Here is a 19,016-nt window from a genome sequence, read left to right on the forward strand (position 1 = left end):
GTATCGTTTAGGAGTGTTTCGATGAATAAAAAAATAGTTGCAAAAATAACCATTGTATCAACTATTGTAGGCTTAATGATAGCAGTCCAATATAATACAATGCAGCAACCGACGGCAAGAGATACTAGAGACATTTGGGAAATACGCCAAGAGTTATCTGAAGAAAAAAAGCGGCATTCAGAATTATTATCAGAAATATCAGCCTTAAACAAAATTGTTGAGGAATACGAACAAAACGATGCTGAAAGTCAAGCTCAATTATTAAAAAATACAGTGGATAGCTTAGCGCAGCAAACAGGTATTACCTCAGTTTCTGGACCTGGTGTAATTTTAAACATCGTTCCAGCATCTGAATTAATCGAGTTTGGCTATAGAATAGAACCTATTTCACCTGATTTATTAATTCGATTAGTAAATGAAATATATCACTATAACGGTTTATTTGTTGAGATTGGAGGGCAACGAATCGTTCACACATCAGCGATACGTGATATTAACGGTGCAACAACAGTAAACGGTGTTCCAATAGACAAGTCGAACCTAGAAATACGAGTTATTACAAACAGCTATGAAGACGCTGAAAAATTGTATAGTTATTTATACGCTTCATCGTTTCGAGATGAGTTTTACCTTGACAATTTAAATTTAGTTATTAATGAAGCACAATCAAATTTAACAATAGATGAATATGATGGTGACTTAACAAATACTTACTTAGTTGAGAACAGCAAAGGGGATTAGAGAATGTGGTTACTACCATTATTAGGATTACTTTTAGGACTCGCTTTTGGGCTATTAACCGATATTCAAATTCCAGCAGTGTATGAACATTATTTATCAATTGCTGTGCTTGCTGCGCTTGATACAATTTTTGGAGGAATAAGAGCAAATTTACAACAAGTATATGACGATAAAGTATTTATTTCAGGATTTTTCTTTAATATCGCATTAGCTGCTGCCCTAGCATTTTTAGGTGTTCATTTAGGTGTAGACCTTTATTTGGCTGCAATTTTTGCCTTTGGTGTTCGACTTTTCCAGAATATCGCTGTCATTCGACGAATTTTGATAACAAAATGGGAAGAGAGACATATAAAAAAGGATGAAAATACAGTATAATAGCTGTAAAATTGTATAGTATACATGGATTTACTTAGACAATAGGTGGAAATTACAATAGAATAATATATAGGAGTAGTAATTGAAGGAGGGGCGGTATAGTGAGTCATCAAGATATTTACATTTCACTTGATATAGGATCATCTTCTATCAAAGTGTTGATAGGAGATATAACAGATAATCAATTACATGTCATCGGGGTCGGAAATGTTAAATCTAATGGAATTCGAAAAGGCGCAATTGTTGATATAGATGCTACTGTACAATCAATTAAAAAAGCAGTGGATCAAGCAGAACGAATGACAGGAATTAAAATAGACGATGTAGTGTTGGGTATACCTGCAAACCAAACTGCCCTTCAACCGGTTAAAGGGGTTGTAGCTGTAAATAGTGAGAACCGCGAAATTACTGATGAGGATTTAGAGAGAGTTATTGAATCCGCTCAAGTAATGTCAATCCCGCCTGAACGAGAACTTGTAAATTTAATTCCGCGTCAGTTCATCGTTGATAATTTAGATGAAATTAAAGATCCGCGTGGAATGATTGGTATTCGCTTAGAGATGGATGCAACGATGATCACTACATCAAAAACATTAGTTCATAATGTATTGAGATGTGTAGAACGTGCAGGATTAAAAATTAGAGAAATTTATTTACAACCTTTAGCAGCAGGCTATTTTGCTTTAACGGAAGATGAAAAAAACCAAGGTACTGCCTTCATAGATTTAGGAGGCGGCTCAACTACAATTGCAGTATTTGAGGATGGTTTATTGACACGTGCGGGCGTTATTCCAGTGGGTGGGGAGCATATAACAAAAGATTTATCTATTGTTCTTAAAACCCCAACAGAACAAGCCGAAATAATAAAAAAGCAGTTTGGACATGCATTTTTTGATGATGCCTCTGATGAAGAAGTATTTGAAGTACCAGTTTCAGGAACTGATACGATGGATCAATATAGCCAAAAATTTATTTCAGAAATCATTGGTGTACGTTTAGAAGAATTGTTTGAGCTTATTTTAGATGAGTTAGCTCGCTTAGGGGTGCGTGATTTACCTGGTGGAGTAGTCCTTACAGGTGGTGTTGCTCAGTTGGAAGGAATTGCCCAATTGGCAAGACAAACAATGCAAACACGTGTAAGAATTTATACTCCAGATTATATAGGTGTCCGTGAGCCGGCTTATACAACAGCTGTTGGTTTAATACGCTATGCACATTTAGAGGATGAATTTTATGGTAGAAGTGCAAATCAAACACCTGTTTATGCAACAATTGGAGCAGGGACAACTCCTCCTAAAAAACAATCTAATGCATCAGAACGAGATAATAACATGAATAAAACAAGCGTCATTAACAAAGCTAAGAAACTATTTGATAAGTTTTTTGAATAATTTTCGAGACTAGTGTGGTAGGAGGAGAAACTATGTTAGAATTTGATACAAGTGTAGACCAGCTAGCCAACATTAAAGTAATTGGAGTTGGCGGTGGTGGTAATAACGCAGTAAATAGAATGATTGAACATGGCGTACAAGGTGTTGACTTTATCGCTGTTAATACTGATGCACAAGCTTTAAATCTATCAAAAGCAGAATATAAATTACAGATTGGTAATAAACTGACTCGAGGGCTTGGTGCTGGTGCTAATCCGGAAGTTGGAAAAAAGGCTGCTGAAGAAAGCCGAGAGCAAATTGAGGAAGTTCTTAGAGGGGCAGATATGGTATTTGTTACTGCAGGTATGGGCGGTGGTACTGGTACAGGTGCTGCTCCAGTAATTGCAACCATTGCTCGCGAATTAGGAGCATTAACTGTTGGTGTTGTAACACGTCCATTTTCATTTGAAGGCCGCAAACGCCAAACACAGGCGATTGGCGGTATTGCAGCAATGAAGGAAGCTGTTGACACCCTTATCGTTATCCCGAATGATAAGCTTTTACAAATTGTTGATAAGAGTACACCAATGCTCGAGGCATTCCGTGAAGCTGATAATGTTTTACGACAAGGTGTACAGGGTATCTCTGATTTAATTGCTACACCAGGACTAATTAACTTAGACTTTGCAGACGTTAAAACTATTATGTCTGACAAAGGATCAGCACTAATGGGAATTGGGATTGCAACAGGTGAAAACCGTGCAACAGAAGCTGCAAAAAAAGCAATTTCAAGTCCGCTTCTTGAAACATCTATTGATGGTGCAAAAGGTGTAATTATGAACATTACAGGTGGAACGAATTTAAGTTTATTTGAAGTACAGGAAGCTGCTGATATTGTTGCATCTGCTTCAGATGAAGAAGTAAATATGATTTTCGGTTCTGTTATCAATGAAAACTTAAATGACGAAATTATTGTAACAGTCATTGCTACAGGATTTTCTGATGATGTTGCACAACAACGACCACAAAATACACGACCAATGGGGAATGTACGCAATACGCAAACACAACAACAACAATCTCCAATTCGTGAACGTGTACAAGAACAACCGGTGCAACAACAAGAACCACAACGTCAAGTTTATCAACAAGAAGATATGTTAGATATTCCAACATTCTTACGTAATCGACGTAACCGTGGTTAATTAATTCGAAACTATTCGACATAAGGGGCTATTTTAAGTTCTTGTTATGCGATTATATTCAAAATTGCTCATTCTTTTAAAATGGATGGGCAGTTTTTTTATTGTTTAACGAATTCAAATTTGTTGATAGATACTTACGAGGATTTTTATTAATTTTGCTTTTTGAAAGCAGATCCTTTTTTATTACTTTCTATTCTAATTTTAAAGAATAATGAACAACTTATAAAATTCATGCAAGAATGTCGAATGCATGTAGTAGGATTACAACAAGAATCCTATCATGTAGTTGTAAAATAATATAAAAAAGTTAAAAGCACTCTGCGGGCCTTATACGAAGCAGATGATAAAAACGCCACATCGCATGTCTTGTCACCATGACCAGCGCCCTGTTGGCCCCAAAGACAAGTGGTAGAGATACAAAGTGGCTTTGCGACTTGTGTGGGAAGCGAGAAAGTTGCGTCCATGATTCATCGCTCCCATGACCAACATCGTGTAGCCCCCTAGACCGTTCACATTTATATCAAATGATTCACTACTGATTTTCCCTAATGTTTTTCAGCAAGTATAACACACCTTTTTTTTACCCTCATTTTTCTTAAAAATTCATTTTTCGCTCAATATTCATGTCGAAATTCTTAATTTAATAAAAATTTTGTCAAAAAGATTTTAGCTTTTTGTACAACGGTTTGACATTTTCTTCGTCTTCCTAGTGTTAATCTATTTCTAGGAGGACGCTAAAATGATTGGAGAATTACTCGTACTATACAATACGTTGTTCAATTACTTTTTATTAAAATTCACACAAGAAATAACGGGATTGTATGTAAAAAGGAGTAGATTGCTACTTAGTGCGTTTTGCAGTGGATTAATTTCATCGATTTTTTATCAATCATTATTAGGAGCAGCAGTTAGTTTTATTGTACTAATCGGGCTCGCATTCTCTTTTCGAATCCAATCGTTGTTAAAGCAAGGGACAATCCTATTTATAACTACTTTTTTCCTCGGTGGAGTACTTACAAGTTTACTGCCCTTTTTATTAAATCAAAGCGAAGTAACTTTTTTTATTTTTTGTTCAGCAATCGCTTTCTTGAGTTTAACAACGATTCACTCAAAATGGAGAAAAATGATGCAAATGAATATTCAATCTTCATTTGTCGTGGATTGTGAGCTTGACCTATTAAAAAGAACATATTGCTTAAAGGGATTTATTGATACCGGCAATGAATGTATTGAACCTTTAAGTGGTAAACCGGTACATTTTCTTTCATATAATGCTGTTGCAAAAGATTTATCGGAAGATTTTCACGAAGCGTTATTGAAATGGGATGAAAAAAATCCCTATGACTTAAAGATGTTTCCTACTTATGTCTATCCAAAGATTCGAATATTGTCTCTTTCAACGGTACAAAAGGAAAAATCAACAGTACTTGCCTTTCGTTTTGATCGATTGAAAATAAGTGGGACAAAGGATAAGGAAATTTCCGAGCAATATGTTGTTTTCACACGTAATGATGCGAAATATCCACATAACGCACAAATAATTCTTCACGTTTTATCGTTATAAAAATGATGCATAAAGGGGGAAAATGATTGTTTAATAAATTAATCGACTTATTTAGAAAAATTTGGAGTAAGTTTCGTACTAATGGAACATACTATATAGGAGGGCATGATTCATTGCCAGTACCATTAACTAGAGAAGAAGAGATGACAGTTATTGAAGCCTTTATGAATGGTGATTTAAGAGCAAGAGATACACTAATTGAAAGAAATTTACGTCTAGTTGTTTATATTGCGAGACGTTTTGATAACACAGGTACTCCAATTGAAGATTTAATAAGTATTGGTTCAATTGGACTAATTAAAGCAATTGAAACTTTTAACACTGAAAAGAATATCAAATTGGCTACCTATGCATCTAGATGTATAGAAAATGAAATATTAATGCACTTAAGAAAGACAAGCCGAATGAAGGGAGAAGTTTCATTAGACGAGCCATTAAATTCAGATCCTGATGGAAATGAGCTTCTTTTATCAGATATTTTAGGTACTGAGGAACAAATTATTATGAATGATGTTGAAAAGAAAATAGAGCGTCAGCATATGTTTCAAGCTATTAATGGTTTAAGTGAACGTGAACGATACATTATGGAGTGTCGATTTGGCTTAAATGGGAAACAAGAAATGACGCAAAAAGAAGTAGCCGACCATTTGGGAATATCCCAATCATATATTTCAAGGTTAGAAAAGAAAATTATTTTAGATTTACGAGAACATCTAAATCAACCAATTTCATAAGTTTTTTAACTTGCAACAGGCAGGTTTAAGACAAGTTACGATAGATTACTGGATGAAATTGGACACGCTTTTGGTGCATATTCTTCTTTATTCCGGACAAACTTAAAAAACAGTTCAGAGATAAAAAAAAGTTCGGAGGAAAAGAAGATGGTCCGTACAAAAGTAGAACTTTGTGGTGTAGATACTGCTTCTTTGCCAGTACTAAAACATGAAGAGATGAGAGAGCTGTTCGTTCGTCTACAATCTGGGGAAGAATGGGTAAGAGATGAACTTGTGATTTGTAATTTAAGATTAGTTTTAAGTATTGTCGGTCGATTTTCATATCGTGGTGAACAGGCAGATGACCTGTTTCAGGTTGGTTGTATCGGTTTATTAAAGGCTATTGATCATTTTGATTTGAAGCATAATGTTCGATTTTCAACATATGCTGTACCAATGATTATTGGTGAGATTCGAAGACATTTAAGAGATCACCATGCACTTCGAGTATCTAGATCATTAAGAGATATTGCATATAAAGCGATGCAGGCAAAAGAAAAATTTATTTCAGAAAATTTGCATGAACCGACAATTGAACAATTAGCGGAAGCTATTGAAATGAAAAAAGAAGATGTACTTTATGCATTAGATGCAATTCAAGATCCTTTATCATTACAGGAGCCAATATATTCTGACGGCGGTGATGCAGTATATATTATGGATCAATTAAGAGATGACGATGTATCAGAAGATCAATGGGTTGCGTATGTTAGTGTAAAAGAAAGTATGCAAAAATTAGATGAACGACAACAAATGATTTTATCTAAACGATTCTATTATGGCGAAACACAAACTGAAATTGCAAAATCACTCGGCATTTCTCAAGCACAAATTTCAAGATTGGAAAAAAATGCAATTGAGACAATGCAAAAAGACTATAAATTAGGCTAAAATTATCGCGCACTTTATTTTAAGTGCGTTTTTATTTTATAAATTAACGATAGAAAGGAGATCTCTTTGCGTTTTTCTGCCGTTCAACAAAAGGAAATTATTGAAGCTGGCAACGGGAGATTTATAGGTTATATTATTGATGCCGAGGTTTGTGAGAAAACGGGTAATATAATAGCTTTCCTTGTAGCAGAACCAAAAAAGTTTATGTCCTTCATTCAAGGAGAGGACCATGTAAGAAAAGTACTAATAAATGATATTCTTGTAGTAGGAAAAGATGTAATTTTAGTGAAGGAGATTTCTGAATAGGTCGTGCTATTCATTGAAAATTAATATACAGATTGATACAATGAAGGAAACTATTTATGTAAAGTTGGGTTTAGTGTGGAAAAAATAAGTTCTAAATTAAGCGAAATTAAAAATAAAATCGAAGAAGCAAAAAATAGAGCAAACGTTAACCACGATGTAACTATTATTGCAGTTACAAAGCAAGTTTCTATAGATAGAGCACAAGAGGCAATTAATGCTGGATTAATCCATTTGGGAGAGAACCGACCAGAAGGATTATTAGCTAAAAAAAGCGAATTAAATAATCAAGCAAAATGGCATTATATTGGCTCTTTACAATCTAGGAAAGTTAAACAGGTAATAAATGAGATTGATTATTTACATTCTTTAGACCGCATTAGTTTAGCAGAGGAAATTAATAAAAGAGCAGAAAAAACAATCAATTGCTTTGTTCAAGCTAATGTCTCAGGCGAACAGTCTAAACATGGATTAAAAACAGAGGAAGTTATTCCATTTATACAATCTTTAGGACAATTTGATAAAATTCGAGTTGTAGGTTTAATGACAATGGCTCCAAACACTGAGGATCAAACTGTTATAAGAAATGTATTTAAAAATTTAAAGAATTTACAACAGGAAGTTGTTAAATTAAACTTGCCTTACGCACCTTGCCACGAGCTTTCAATGGGGATGTCAAACGACTACGAAATTGCGGTAGAAGAAGGTGCAACATTTGTAAGAATTGGAACAGCTCTTGTTGGATAGAAAAGAGGGATGCTAGATGAGTATGAAAAATAAAATTAAAAATTTCTTTTACTTAGAAGAAGAAGAAGAGACTGTTGAAGTTGAAACATCAAGTAAACCGATAAATATTACAAAAGAGCAGCCTGTTGTAAAGGCGAGTCCTAAAAAAAATCGTAATTACACGAAGGTAGACACACATACACCTCATAATGTAGTAAGTTTACAAGCAACAAACTCTGCTAAAAACTCTAAGGTAGTAATTGTTGAACCTCGAGTATATTCCGAAGCTCAAGATATATCAGAGCATTTGAAAAATAGACGTGCAATAATTGTTAATTTGCAAAGAATTGATCGTGATGCCGGTGTTCGTATAATCGACTTTTTAAGTGGAACTGTTTATGCACTAGGCGGGGACATTCAACGTATTGGTACAGATATTTTTCTATGCACCCCAGAAAATGTAGAAGTTACAGGTGAAATTTCAAATTATTTATATGAGGAATATTAACTTTATTCCATTTTCGGAATGAAGTTAATCCTTCTTGTAGAGTGTGCTCCATCGCCCAGCCCCTCGAGGTCGCGGTCTGTCCCTCGGTCGAAAGCTCTGGGAAGACGTTTTCGATTCATGCCTTTCAGCACTTATCAGGGCGAATTAGGGCGTTTCCGCTTTTATTATGGACTTGCTGTACATATTTATTTTTAACTTCAAGCTACGTAAGGTATTAATACGCTGAAGGAATTTGATTATTAGAGAGGGTAATTTATTTATATGAATTTACTATCAATTATTCCAGTTATATCAATGATTTTTTCAATTTATTCGTTTATGCTAATCATCTATATTTTAATGTCGTGGGTTCCAGCTGCCCAAAGTTCGGGGTTTGGTCGTTTGCTTGCGAAATTTTGTGAGCCTTATTTAGGTTTCTTTAGAAAATTTATACCACCAATTGGGATGATTGATTTCTCACCAATTATCGCGATACTATTATTAAGCTTTATAGAACGTGGTGTACAAATCGTTCTCCTAAATATTTTAAAAATGGTAGCTTAGTAATTTACCCCCTACTACGAAGTGGGGGTTTTTTAATAAAGATGTATTTGAATCATAAGACAAAAGTGAGTTGTAGAAATGGAGCATTTAATTCAGCATTTTCGAAAAGATGAACAAGTTTTTATTGAACGGGTAGTTGGATGGCAACGCGAAGTAGAAGATCGTTTTGCTCCAAAATTAACTGACTTTTTAGATCCGCGTGAACGTTTTATCGTATCATCTATTATTGGTCAAAATCAGGATCTATCTATTTCTACTGACGGAGGTTTTAAAGAAGCAGAAAGACAACGACTCTATATTAGTCCTAGTTACTTTATCCCTTTAAGGGACGACTTTCAAATTGCGATTTTTTCAATTCATTATCCAGCAAAATTTGTTCAATTAAAGCATCCTGACGTATTAGGTGCTTTATTATCGATTGGAATTGGGCGAAATAAATTTGGTGATATTCATATAGAAGAAGATATAATTCAATTTGCAGTTGCACAGGAAGTAAAAGATTATGTAAAAACAAATTTAACAAGCATTGGAAAGACAAAGGTACAACTCAAGCAAATAGATGATTTAACACAACTAATTGAAATGAAGGACGCGTGGGTTGAAAAGATCTATACGGTTTCTTCGATGAGATTAGATGTTATTTTAGCTACGGTATTAAATATTTCAAGGCAAAAATCACAAATGCTTATTCAAGCTGGAAAAGTGAAAGTAAATTGGACAGTACGTGAGGGGACGTCTTTTGAGGTACAAGAAGGGGATATCATTTCTGCTCGTGGATTTGGAAGATTGAAAATAGCTATGACTGAAGGCCGAACTAAAAAGGATAAAATTCGCCTTCAAGTAGGTCGCTTAGAGCAAAAATAGTAGATTATAGTGAAAATTTACGAAAATTTGATGTCAAGAATGGTGTACCACTGTATAATAAAATTATATATTTAACGTAAAGGAGTGTTGACCGATGCCATTATCACCTCTTGATATACATAATAAAGAATTTACTCGAGGTTTTCGCGGGTATGCAGAAGACGAAGTAAATGATTTTTTAGAGCAAATAATTAAAGACTATGAAATAATTTTACGTGAAAAGAAAGAGCTTGAAGAAAAAGTTAGAACAATGACACAGCAAATGAAACACTATAATACTTTAGAAGAAACTTTGCAAAAATCTATTGTTGTGGCACAAGAAGCTGCAGAAGAAGTACGCCGCAATTCGCAGCAAGAAGCTAAATTAATTATTAAAGAAGCTGAAAAAAATGCTGATCGAATTATTAATGAAGCGCTTGCAAAAGCACGGAAAATTACGATTGAAATCGATGGATTAAAAAAGCAATCTAAAGTATTCCGCAATCGTTTTAAAATGCTGGTAGAAGCTCAATTAGACTTGCTAAATACAGATGACTGGGATCATTTAATGGAATATGAAATTGGATTAACGGAAATTCAAAACCAAGCAAGAACGGATCAAGACGATTTTGAATTATTAACAGATGATATAAAATAATTATCTTTAATGGTTAACGATTTACTTGACTGAATTTCACTATTTCCATATACTGATACACGAGTATAGAATTTATATTCATTTTAGTATAAGATGAATGAAATATTGCCATCTGCGAGTCTTGCGATTTCGTAGAGGAGTTGACTCGTGAATACACGAGTAGAAACCCGGAAGCAATTACGCCAAGGCGTAGTTGATAATAAATATTTGGCGTTGATGGAGACAGTAATTTTTGAAAGTGATCAATAGCGAGTCGAGGATGGTGAAAGCTCGACTAAGCTTCAAAAATGAACATCACTCCTGAGCTAAATCACTGAAAAAATACATGGTATTTGATTAAGTGATTTCGTACACACGGCGTTACAGTGTCTAAGAGGCGGATTTTGTATGCAATTTCTCCGCAAATTAGGGTGGTACCACGAGTTATAGTTTCTCGTCCCTTTACTGGGATGAGGAACTTTTTTTATTTAGTATACTTATTTTTAGTACCGCAATGTTCCCTCTTAGAAAGCTATATAGTCGCATTTAAAAACAGATAATTCAATTAAGGAGGAATTTTAAATGGTAGAGTATAAAGATACGTTACGAATGCCAAAAACAGATTTCCCGATGCGCGGGAATTTGCCGGCAAATGAACCAAAAATGCAAGAAAAATGGGATGAAATTGACATTAATACACTAGTTTTAGAGCGTACAAAGGGCCGTCCAGAATATGTTCTACATGATGGACCTCCATATGCCAATGGAGATATTCATATTGGCCACGCTTTAAATAAAGTATTAAAGGACATGATTACTCGTCATCGTTCAATGACTGGCTATCATGTACCTTATATTCCTGGTTGGGATACTCATGGACTGCCAATCGAGCAAGCACTTGCAAACAAAGGTGTTAAACGTAAAGAAATGACAGTAGCTGAGTTCCGTGAATTATGTGAAAAATATGCCTATGAACAAATTGAAAATCAAAAAACTCAATTTATGCGTTTAGGTGTCCGCGGAGATTGGAAAAATCCGTATATTACATTAAAACCAGAGTTTGAATCACGCCAAATCGAAGTGTTCGGTAAAATGGCGGAAAAAGGATATATTTACAAAGGATTAAAACCAGTTTACTGGTCGCCGTCTTCTGAGTCAGCTTTGGCAGAAGCAGAGATTGAATATAAAGATATTAAATCACCTTCGATTTATGTAAGTTTTGAAATTAAAGATTCAAAAGGCGTTGTACCAGAGGATGCAAAATTTATCATTTGGACGACAACTCCATGGACTATGCCAGCAAACCTAGGTATTTCAGTAAACCCTGAAATTACTTATATCGTTGTATCAGCAAATAATAATAAATATATTATTGCAAAAGACTTATTAGAAACGGTTTCAAATACACTAGAATGGGAAAACGCTGAAGTTCTGCAAGAAGTTAAAGGGGAGCAACTAGAATATATTGTTGCAAAACACCCATTCTATGATCGTGATTCTTTAATCATGCTTGGTGACCATGTTACAACAGAAGCAGGTACAGGGTGTGTTCACACAGCTCCAGGTCACGGGGAAGATGACTATTTAGTTAGCAAAAGATATGGCTTAGACATTTTAAGTCCATTAAATGACCAAGGATGCTATACACATGAAGCACCTGGATTTGAAGGTCTGTTTTATGATGATGCAAATAAAGTCATTACTGAAAAATTAAAAGAGGTTGGTGCATTAGAAAAATTATCATTCTTCACGCACTCATACCCACATGACTGGCGTACGAAGAAGCCGGTAATTTATCGTGCGACACCACAATGGTTCTGTTCTGTAGAAGCATTCCGTGATGAGTTATTAAATGCAGTAAGCAGTACTGCTTTTACTCCAGCATGGGGTGAAACACGTCTTTATAATATGATTCGTGACCGTGGTGACTGGTGTATTTCAAGACAACGTGCCTGGGGTGTTCCAATTCCAGTGTTCTATGCTGAAAATGGGGAAGAAATTATTACACCAGAAACTATTGAACATGTGTCAAAACTATTCCGTGAGCATGGCTCTAACATTTGGTTCCAGCGTGAAGCAAAAGATCTTCTACCAGAAGGATTTACTCATCCAGGAAGTCCAAATGGAAAATTCACAAAAGAAAATGACATTATGGACGTATGGTTTGACTCAGGTTCATCTCATCAAGGTGTACTTGTAGAACGCGGAATTAAATATCCTGCTGACCTTTACCTTGAAGGTTCTGACCAACACCGTGGATGGTTTAACTCGTCATTAATAACATCTGTTGCAATTAATGGTTATGCTCCTTATAGAGGTCTTTTAACTCATGGTTTCGTATTAGATGGTGAAGGCCGCAAAATGAGTAAATCTTTAGGAAATGTTATTATACCTGAAAAAGTAATGAACCAATATGGTGCAGATATTCTACGTTTATGGGTAGCATCAGTTGACTATACTGGCGATGTTCGTATCTCTATGGATATGTTGAAGCAAATTTCAGAAGTGTATCGTAAAATCCGCAACACACTTCGTTTCCTACATGGGAATGTTACTGACTTTAATCCAAAAACTGATCGCGTCGCTTATGAAGATTTACGTGAGATCGATCAATACATGTATATGCGTTTGCAAGATGTATTAAAAACAGTTCGCAATGCATACGACCGATATGAATTTGCTTCTGTATATCATACAATTAATAATTTTGTCGCAGTTGAATTATCAGCATTCTATTTAGATGTTGCAAAAGACGTTGTTTATATTGAAGGTGTAGATAATAAAGACAGTCGTGCGATGCAAACAGTTATGTATGATACACTATTAACTTTATTAAAAGTTTTAACGCCAATTTTACCTCATACGACAGATGAATTATGGTCTTACTTAAATGAGGAAGAGCTTTCTGTTCAATTAACAGATTTCCCTGAAGTTGATGAGCGCAGCAATTTCGCTGAACTACGCACGAAATGGGAAAAGGTTATAGAAATCCGTGACGAGGTGTTAAAAGCGCTTGAAGAAGCACGTAATGCAAAAACAATTGGTAAATCATTAGAAGCGAAAGTTACAGTATTTGCTGATGAAGCTATTCAAACATTATTAAATGATTCAGCAATTAACTTTGCTCAAAGCTGTATCGTATCACAATTTGTTGTCGGTGGAAGCAAGGAAAGTGCACCAGAAAATGCACTTGTACTTGAAAAATGTGCAATCGTTGTAGAGCATGCAGATGGTGAAAAATGTGAACGCTGCTGGTCTTACTCAACAACAGTAGGTCAACACGAAAAGCATCCAACAGCATGTAAACGTTGTGCCGATGTAGTTGAGAAGTATTATGTTTAATTCTATTTAAAAAATTCGGAGCTGTTTATAAGGACTGTTCCATAAAATTAAGAAGCTGCTCATTATAGTAAAGTGAGCAGCTTTTTATATGGCAGTGTATAAGTTTGGTTAGTAAAACTTTGCCAACGAGAATTGAATCTATATGTATGTTGACCTTCTATAATTGAACTAACGAATAACTGCTGACGCAGCAAATACATCACTGAAGAGTACTATGCAATGACAAATTGAAACGGCACGTAATAAGATTGCTGTGTTGATCGAAAGGTATATAATGGAACTAAATTAGAAGATGATTAATGGGATTACAGATTTTAGATTTCTTCAGTTTTAATTAAAGTAGTACATCTTTTTCGCTTTAACTATGTATATTAAAATTGGCCTTTGTTAAATTTGTTAATTTATGGTATATTATGGAATATTATTATGCATATAAAAAAGCAAAGGTTATTAAAGATGAAAATTATATTTACAATTATTGCTAGTATAGCTTTATTTTTTAGTTATGTTTTTTGGGACTATAATAGGACGGGTAAATTTCAATGGGGCGAAAATATTCTAGACACGTTCTTTTTTATTGTAGCATTTTTTGCCCTTCGTTGGTTATTTTCTTCTTCTGTTAAAACTAAAAATGATAAAAAATAAAATATATGAATTCACTTTAAGAATTAGTATTTTTAAATGTTAAAAATTTTAAATTTGCAGCAATGGGGCTGGGACATAAGTGGATTTTTTGTAAGAATTCGCTTTTCTTATTAATAAGAATCTGAAAATTTTCAACTTAGAAAAAAACGTCATTTTTCTCATCAAGAAAAATGGCGTCTTTTAGTTTTGTCCCTGCGTCTATTATTACATACACTGTGATTTACCCTTCAACCAATTGATAATAGTACTTCCATTCACCATTATATTTTGCAATGAATATATCATTGCGTTCATTTACCTTATATAATTCAGTGCCTATTGGTAAAATATTTGCTGTAGCATTCTTAAAATCGGTTGGGTTGGAAGTGTTATATTTAATAAATCCTACTAGATCACCTTCAGTTAAAACAAGTTCATTGACCCAATCGATATTCGTCTCATAGATAATATCATCCCACTGAAAAATATCTGCTTGCGAATCATTCTCCAGGATCTCTTTTGCAGTAGGATTACCGATTGTTACTTCTGTAATAGGTACTTGTGATAATAAGGAGATATTCTTTTCTTCATTCCAACATCCCCATAGCATTAGATTTCCTAAAAGTATTATTGTAATAAATGAGTATTTTTTCAAAATGATTCCTCCTTATATCGAATAGACGTTTAATATGTATAGTTCGTTACAATTTTTCTTCACCAGAGCAACTTCTTCAACCATGTATAATTATATTTCCGTTTTGTTTTATGTTAGAATAGGAGAGATTATTGGTAAACGGGGGAATACTGTGTATAAATACTATGGTTTAGCAGCGATTGTTGTTTTATTAGATCAATGGACTAAATGGTTAATCGTAAAAAATATGGAATTAGGCGAGCAAATTATGGTCTGGGATCCATGGTTTGCTATTCTGTCTCATCGCAACCGTGGTGCTGCTTGGGGAATGCTGCAAGGACAAATGTGGATTTTTACAATCGTTACACTCGTTGTAATTGGTGGGATTATTTATTATTTTCATAAAGAAGCAAAACATAAACCACTATTTGCAGTAAGCTTAATGATATTATTAGGCGGAGCACTTGGTAATTTTATCGACCGAATTTTCCGTGGAGAAGTGGTCGATTTTATAGATGTATTAATTCCAATAATTAATTATGATTTCCCAATATTTAATATCGCTGATGCAGCATTAACAATTTCTGTAATTATGATTATTTTAGTATTGTTAAAAGAAGAACGGGAAAATAAGAAAAAGGTGAAATAATGGCAGTTGTATCAATTACAATAGAACAAGAAAATGCGGGAGAACGCATTGATAAGGCTCTTTCGTCAATTCAAGAGGATTGGTCGCGTTCTCAAATAGCCAGCTGGATTACAGATGGTATTGTAAAAGTTAATGGTGAAAGCGTTAAAGCAAAATATAAAGTAAAAGAAGGCGACGTCATTGAAGTTGACGTTCCGGAAGCAGAGCCTTTAGAAGTCATTCCTGAGGATTTAAACTTAGAAATTGTTTATGAAGATTCAGACGTACTCGTTGTCAACAAACCAAAGGGAATGGTTGTACATCCTGCACCTGGTCATATGACAGGTACTTTAGTCAATGGATTAATGTATCATTGTAAAGATTTGTCGGGCATAAATGGCGTCTTAAGACCAGGTATTGTGCATCGAATTGACAAAGATACATCTGGTTTATTAATGGTTGCAAAAAATGACCATGCACACCATTCACTAGTCGAACAATTAGTAAATAAAACGGTGACCCGTAAATATACAGCTTTAGTACATGGCCATATTGCACATGATAAAGGTACAATCGATGCGCCAATTGCTAGGGACCCAAAAGACCGCCAAAAACAAGCGGTTGTTGATAATGGAAAACATGCTGTTACCCATTTCCAGGTAACTGAAAGACTGGGGAATTACACGTTAGTAGAATGTCGTTTAGAAACAGGACGTACACATCAAATCCGTGTACATATGAACTATATTGGATTTCCGTTAGTAGGAGACCCAAAATACGGGCCTAAAAAAACGATTGATTTTGGTGGACAAGTGCTTCATGCAGGCGTGTTAGGATTCATTCATCCTACATCAAAAGAATATTTAGAATTTGAAGTACCGCTTCCAGATGATTTTGAGGCATTACTTGAACAGTTACGGCAAAATCAATAACTTTGAGAAAATTATTTCAAAAACATTATTGACTTAAGTAGGTTATAAGACTATACTGACAACAGTGAATAAATAAACAAACCCACAGAGATGGGAACTGACAAAAAATTAAATATTCACCTTTAATGGCAGTCCAGAGAGGCTGAGAAGGTACTTGTAGAAATGTAAGGGAATTTCTATGCTCTTGTGTGCAGCACATTGTTCATTTGAAGAATTCAAATGTCGAATCGTGTCCTAATAGGCAATGTTATGCTTATTATCATTAGAGAATTTCCAAGCATGCACTTTCAACATGTATATCCAACCTCTTAAGCTGGCGCTTAAGAGGTTTTTTATTTTCAAATAGGGAGGAGGAAAAAGATATGCCACAAATTACAGAACTATTGGATGGGCCGTCAATGAATCGAGCTTTGACAAGGATCGCCCATGAAATTATTGAACGCAATAAAGGAATTGATCAATGTATTTTAGTTGGAATCAAAACACGAGGTGCATTTTTAGCCAAACGATTGGCAGAAAAAATTGAAAAAATAGAAGGTCAACCAATACGTACAGGTGAACTAGACATCACTTTATACCGTGATGATTTATCAACGAAAAATGAAAATGGCGAGGCGCTTGTACAACAAGTTGATATTGATTATGTAGTAGAGGCACAAAAAATTGTTCTTGTTGATGACGTTCTATACACAGGACGAACAGTGCGTGCAGCACTTGATGCAGTAATAGACTTAGGAAGACCTTCTCAAATTCAGTTAGCGGTACTAGTAGATAGAGGACACAGAGAATTACCAATTCGTGCAGACTATGTAGGAAAAAACATTCCTACATCAAGTTCGGAGAGAATCGTCGTTCGTTTAACTGAAGTAGATGGGGAAGATAACGTAACACTACACAAAGCAGACTAACATTAAAAAAAAGAGGGAAAAAACATGGCAAATGCGGTTTTAGACATCAATGAAAAACCAACAACTGGACAATTGATTACGCTAAGTTTTCAACATATGTTTGCAATGTTCGGCTCAACTATATTAGTACCGCAGCTCGTAGGATTAAGTCCTGCAATTGCATTACTAACTAGTGGGATTGCAACAATCATTTTCTTGCTAATTACACAATTTAAAGTACCTGCCTATTTAGGTTCATCATTTGCCTTTATTGCTCCAATCTTAATCGCAGCTGGTGGGCTAGATGACAATGGAGCAAGTGTTAATCCAGGAAATGCAATGATCGGTGCTATGGCAGTCGGGGTTGTATATGGGATTGTGTCATTATTAATTTGGAAAACAGGCTACAAATGGCTAATGCGCCTTCTACCGCCAATCGTTGTTGCACCTGTCATTATGGTAATCGGTTTAGGGCTTGCCGGAACAGCGGTAGATATGGCAATGAATATTAATGTAGAGCAAGTAAATCCAGATACAGGTGTTGCTGAAATGGTGAAACAATACAGTGTCTTGCATTTTTCTGCAGCACTAGTTACATTGCTGGCAGCAATTATTTTCAATGTTTACTTTAAAAATGTATTAAGTACTATGCCTATTCTATTAGGAATCATTGTTGGATACATATATTCAGCAATTGTAGGTATTGTTGATTTTACACCTGTAAAAGAGGCATCTTGGTTTGCTTTGCCAGACTTTTTAATACCAGGTGTACACTATGACTTTAATGTAACGTTAACTATTTTACTAGCAATGGTGCCAATCGTTATTGTAACAATTTCAGAACATATCGGTCATCAGTTGGTTTTAGGCAAAGTAGTTAACCGCAACTATGTAAAGGATCCTGGATTACATAGATCTTTGCTTGGTGACGGCTTAGGAACATTTGTAAGTGCACTTATTGGTGGTCCACCAAAAACAACTTATGGTGAGAATATAGGAGTATTAGCGATAACAAGAGTATTCTCTATTTATGTAATACTCGGTGCAGCAGTACTAGCCATTCTGTTCTCTTTCTTTGGAAAAGCAATGGCGTTAGTACAAACAATTCCAACATCAGTACTCGGTGGGATTTCAATCCTATTGTTCGGGATTATTGCATCAAGTGGTCTTCGCATGCTTGTAGAAAACAACATTGACTTTGGTAATAGCCGAAACATGGTAATTGCTTCAGTAATTCTTGTTATGGGAATTGGCGGAGCAGCCTTGAGATTTACAGATACATTTGCAATTGAAGGAATGGCTTTAGCTGCAATTGTTGGTGTTATTCTCAACTTTATGTTGCCGGGAAGAGATAAAGAAGTTAAAGAGTTAGATGAATAAAGATTACCTTTTAAAGAATTGTCCAGAGAGGCAAAAAAGGGGAATTATGGCGGCAGTGCGTTAAAATTTAACGTGCTTTGCCTTGTCATACCTCCTACGCCTCGCAAGCT

Annotated in this window: 19 protein-coding genes and 1 other annotated feature; of the genes, 18 read left to right on the top strand and 1 reads right to left on the bottom strand. The window is 35.0% G+C overall.

All coding sequences use genetic code 11. The features are described from left to right. Window positions 1–21: 21 nt before the first annotated feature. The 14 genes from MKY04_RS06480 (at window position 22) to ileS (ending at window position 13,821) form a co-directional block, all read left to right on the top strand. The gene (locus tag MKY04_RS06480) at window positions 22–741 is read left to right on the top strand and encodes a DUF881 domain-containing protein (protein ID WP_126292867.1); all 720 of its coding nucleotides are present in this window, start codon (window positions 22–24) and stop codon (window positions 739–741) included. A 3-nt stretch (window positions 742–744) separates the two neighbouring features. Next, entirely contained in the window at window positions 745–1,116 is a 372-nt protein-coding gene (locus MKY04_RS06485) for a small basic family protein (RefSeq protein ID WP_126292866.1), read from the top strand. A gap of 101 nt (window positions 1,117–1,217) precedes the next feature. Beyond that, entirely contained in the window at window positions 1,218–2,507 is a 1,290-nt protein-coding gene (gene ftsA, locus MKY04_RS06490; protein ID WP_126292865.1) for a cell division protein FtsA, read from the top strand. 32 nt (window positions 2,508–2,539) lie between these two features. Continuing rightward, window positions 2,540–3,691: a cell division protein FtsZ gene (gene ftsZ / locus MKY04_RS06495; RefSeq protein WP_126292864.1), complete on the top strand. Its 1,152-nt coding sequence runs from the start codon at window positions 2,540–2,542 to the stop codon at window positions 3,689–3,691. A 739-nt stretch (window positions 3,692–4,430) separates the two neighbouring features. Continuing rightward, window positions 4,431–5,255, top strand: coding sequence for a sigma-E processing peptidase SpoIIGA (locus MKY04_RS06500; RefSeq protein WP_126292863.1), 825 nt, complete (start codon window positions 4,431–4,433; stop codon window positions 5,253–5,255). Between the two features lie 26 nt (window positions 5,256–5,281). After that, a complete protein-coding gene (sigE, locus tag MKY04_RS06505; RefSeq protein WP_126292862.1) occupies window positions 5,282–5,989 on the top strand; it encodes an RNA polymerase sporulation sigma factor SigE in 708 nt (235 codons plus the stop codon). A gap of 147 nt (window positions 5,990–6,136) precedes the next feature. Next, window positions 6,137–6,919: an RNA polymerase sporulation sigma factor SigG gene (gene sigG / locus MKY04_RS06510; protein ID WP_126292861.1), complete on the top strand. Its 783-nt coding sequence runs from the start codon at window positions 6,137–6,139 to the stop codon at window positions 6,917–6,919. A gap of 66 nt (window positions 6,920–6,985) precedes the next feature. Beyond that, window positions 6,986–7,225, top strand: a complete 240-nt coding sequence (locus tag MKY04_RS06515; protein WP_126292860.1) for a PRC-barrel domain-containing protein — start codon at window positions 6,986–6,988, stop codon at window positions 7,223–7,225. A gap of 75 nt (window positions 7,226–7,300) precedes the next feature. Beyond that, a complete protein-coding gene (locus MKY04_RS06520; RefSeq protein ID WP_126292859.1) occupies window positions 7,301–7,969 on the top strand; it encodes a YggS family pyridoxal phosphate-dependent enzyme in 669 nt (222 codons plus the stop codon). Window positions 7,970–7,985: 16 nt separating this feature from the next. Then, the gene (locus MKY04_RS06525; RefSeq protein ID WP_126292858.1) at window positions 7,986–8,456 is read left to right on the top strand and encodes a cell division protein SepF; all 471 of its coding nucleotides are present in this window, start codon (window positions 7,986–7,988) and stop codon (window positions 8,454–8,456) included. Between the two features lie 261 nt (window positions 8,457–8,717). Further along, window positions 8,718–8,999: a YggT family protein gene (locus MKY04_RS06530; RefSeq protein WP_126292857.1), complete on the top strand. Its 282-nt coding sequence runs from the start codon at window positions 8,718–8,720 to the stop codon at window positions 8,997–8,999. A 78-nt stretch (window positions 9,000–9,077) separates the two neighbouring features. Beyond that, entirely contained in the window at window positions 9,078–9,863 is a 786-nt protein-coding gene (locus MKY04_RS06535) for an RNA-binding protein (protein ID WP_346235539.1), read from the top strand. Window positions 9,864–9,957: 94 nt separating this feature from the next. Continuing rightward, window positions 9,958–10,500, top strand: a complete 543-nt coding sequence (locus MKY04_RS06540; RefSeq protein ID WP_126292855.1) for a DivIVA domain-containing protein — start codon at window positions 9,958–9,960, stop codon at window positions 10,498–10,500. Window positions 10,501–10,704: 204 nt separating this feature from the next. Then, window positions 10,705–10,944 (top strand) — a binding site (T-box leader). Window positions 10,945–11,061: 117 nt separating this feature from the next. Next, window positions 11,062–13,821 (top strand): isoleucine--tRNA ligase, encoded by a 2,760-nt coding sequence (gene ileS / locus MKY04_RS06545; RefSeq protein WP_126292854.1) that lies wholly within the window; start codon window positions 11,062–11,064, stop codon window positions 13,819–13,821. A gap of 865 nt (window positions 13,822–14,686) precedes the next feature. Here the strand turns inward: ileS and MKY04_RS06550 are convergent. Further along, the gene (locus tag MKY04_RS06550) at window positions 14,687–15,100 is read right to left on the bottom strand and encodes a hypothetical protein (RefSeq protein WP_126292853.1); all 414 of its coding nucleotides are present in this window, start codon (window positions 15,098–15,100) and stop codon (window positions 14,687–14,689) included. A gap of 151 nt (window positions 15,101–15,251) precedes the next feature. Between MKY04_RS06550 and lspA the strand changes: the two genes are divergently transcribed. The 4 genes from lspA (at window position 15,252) to MKY04_RS06570 (ending at window position 18,906) form a co-directional block, all read left to right on the top strand. Then, window positions 15,252–15,728: a signal peptidase II gene (lspA, locus tag MKY04_RS06555; RefSeq protein WP_126292852.1), complete on the top strand. Its 477-nt coding sequence runs from the start codon at window positions 15,252–15,254 to the stop codon at window positions 15,726–15,728. Beyond that, window positions 15,728–16,639, top strand: coding sequence for an RluA family pseudouridine synthase (locus MKY04_RS06560; protein WP_346235540.1), 912 nt, complete (start codon window positions 15,728–15,730; stop codon window positions 16,637–16,639). The genes lspA and MKY04_RS06560 overlap by 1 nt, the downstream gene beginning before the upstream one ends. Window positions 16,640–17,001: 362 nt before the next feature. Next, window positions 17,002–17,547, top strand: coding sequence for a bifunctional pyr operon transcriptional regulator/uracil phosphoribosyltransferase PyrR (pyrR, locus tag MKY04_RS06565; protein WP_126292850.1), 546 nt, complete (start codon window positions 17,002–17,004; stop codon window positions 17,545–17,547). Between the two features lie 24 nt (window positions 17,548–17,571). Then, complete coding sequence (locus MKY04_RS06570; protein ID WP_346235541.1) at window positions 17,572–18,906, top strand: uracil-xanthine permease family protein; 1,335 nt, start codon at window positions 17,572–17,574, stop codon at window positions 18,904–18,906. Window positions 18,907–19,016 lie beyond the last annotated feature (110 nt).

This window comes from Lysinibacillus telephonicus (assembly GCF_039654155.1).
GTDB classification, from domain to species: Bacteria; Bacillota; Bacilli; order Bacillales_A; family Planococcaceae; genus Ureibacillus; species Ureibacillus telephonicus.

Coding starts and splice junctions, on each gene's coding strand:
- ftsZ (WP_126292864.1), top strand. CDS start 2,540: ATGTTAGAATTTGATACAAGTGTAGACCAGCTAGCCAACATTAAAGTA.
- MKY04_RS06540 (WP_126292855.1), top strand. CDS start 9,958: ATGCCATTATCACCTCTTGATATACATAATAAAGAATTTACTCGAGGT.
- ileS (WP_126292854.1), top strand. CDS start 11,062: ATGGTAGAGTATAAAGATACGTTACGAATGCCAAAAACAGATTTCCCG.
- MKY04_RS06570 (WP_346235541.1), top strand. CDS start 17,572: ATGGCAAATGCGGTTTTAGACATCAATGAAAAACCAACAACTGGACAA.
- MKY04_RS06525 (WP_126292858.1), top strand. CDS start 7,986: ATGAGTATGAAAAATAAAATTAAAAATTTCTTTTACTTAGAAGAAGAA.
- MKY04_RS06485 (WP_126292866.1), top strand. CDS start 745: ATGTGGTTACTACCATTATTAGGATTACTTTTAGGACTCGCTTTTGGG.
- MKY04_RS06535 (WP_346235539.1), top strand. CDS start 9,078: ATGGAGCATTTAATTCAGCATTTTCGAAAAGATGAACAAGTTTTTATT.
- sigG (WP_126292861.1), top strand. CDS start 6,137: ATGGTCCGTACAAAAGTAGAACTTTGTGGTGTAGATACTGCTTCTTTG.
- MKY04_RS06500 (WP_126292863.1), top strand. CDS start 4,431: ATGATTGGAGAATTACTCGTACTATACAATACGTTGTTCAATTACTTT.
- MKY04_RS06480 (WP_126292867.1), top strand. CDS start 22: ATGAATAAAAAAATAGTTGCAAAAATAACCATTGTATCAACTATTGTA.
- MKY04_RS06530 (WP_126292857.1), top strand. CDS start 8,718: ATGAATTTACTATCAATTATTCCAGTTATATCAATGATTTTTTCAATT.
- MKY04_RS06560 (WP_346235540.1), top strand. CDS start 15,728: ATGGCAGTTGTATCAATTACAATAGAACAAGAAAATGCGGGAGAACGC.
- pyrR (WP_126292850.1), top strand. CDS start 17,002: ATGCCACAAATTACAGAACTATTGGATGGGCCGTCAATGAATCGAGCT.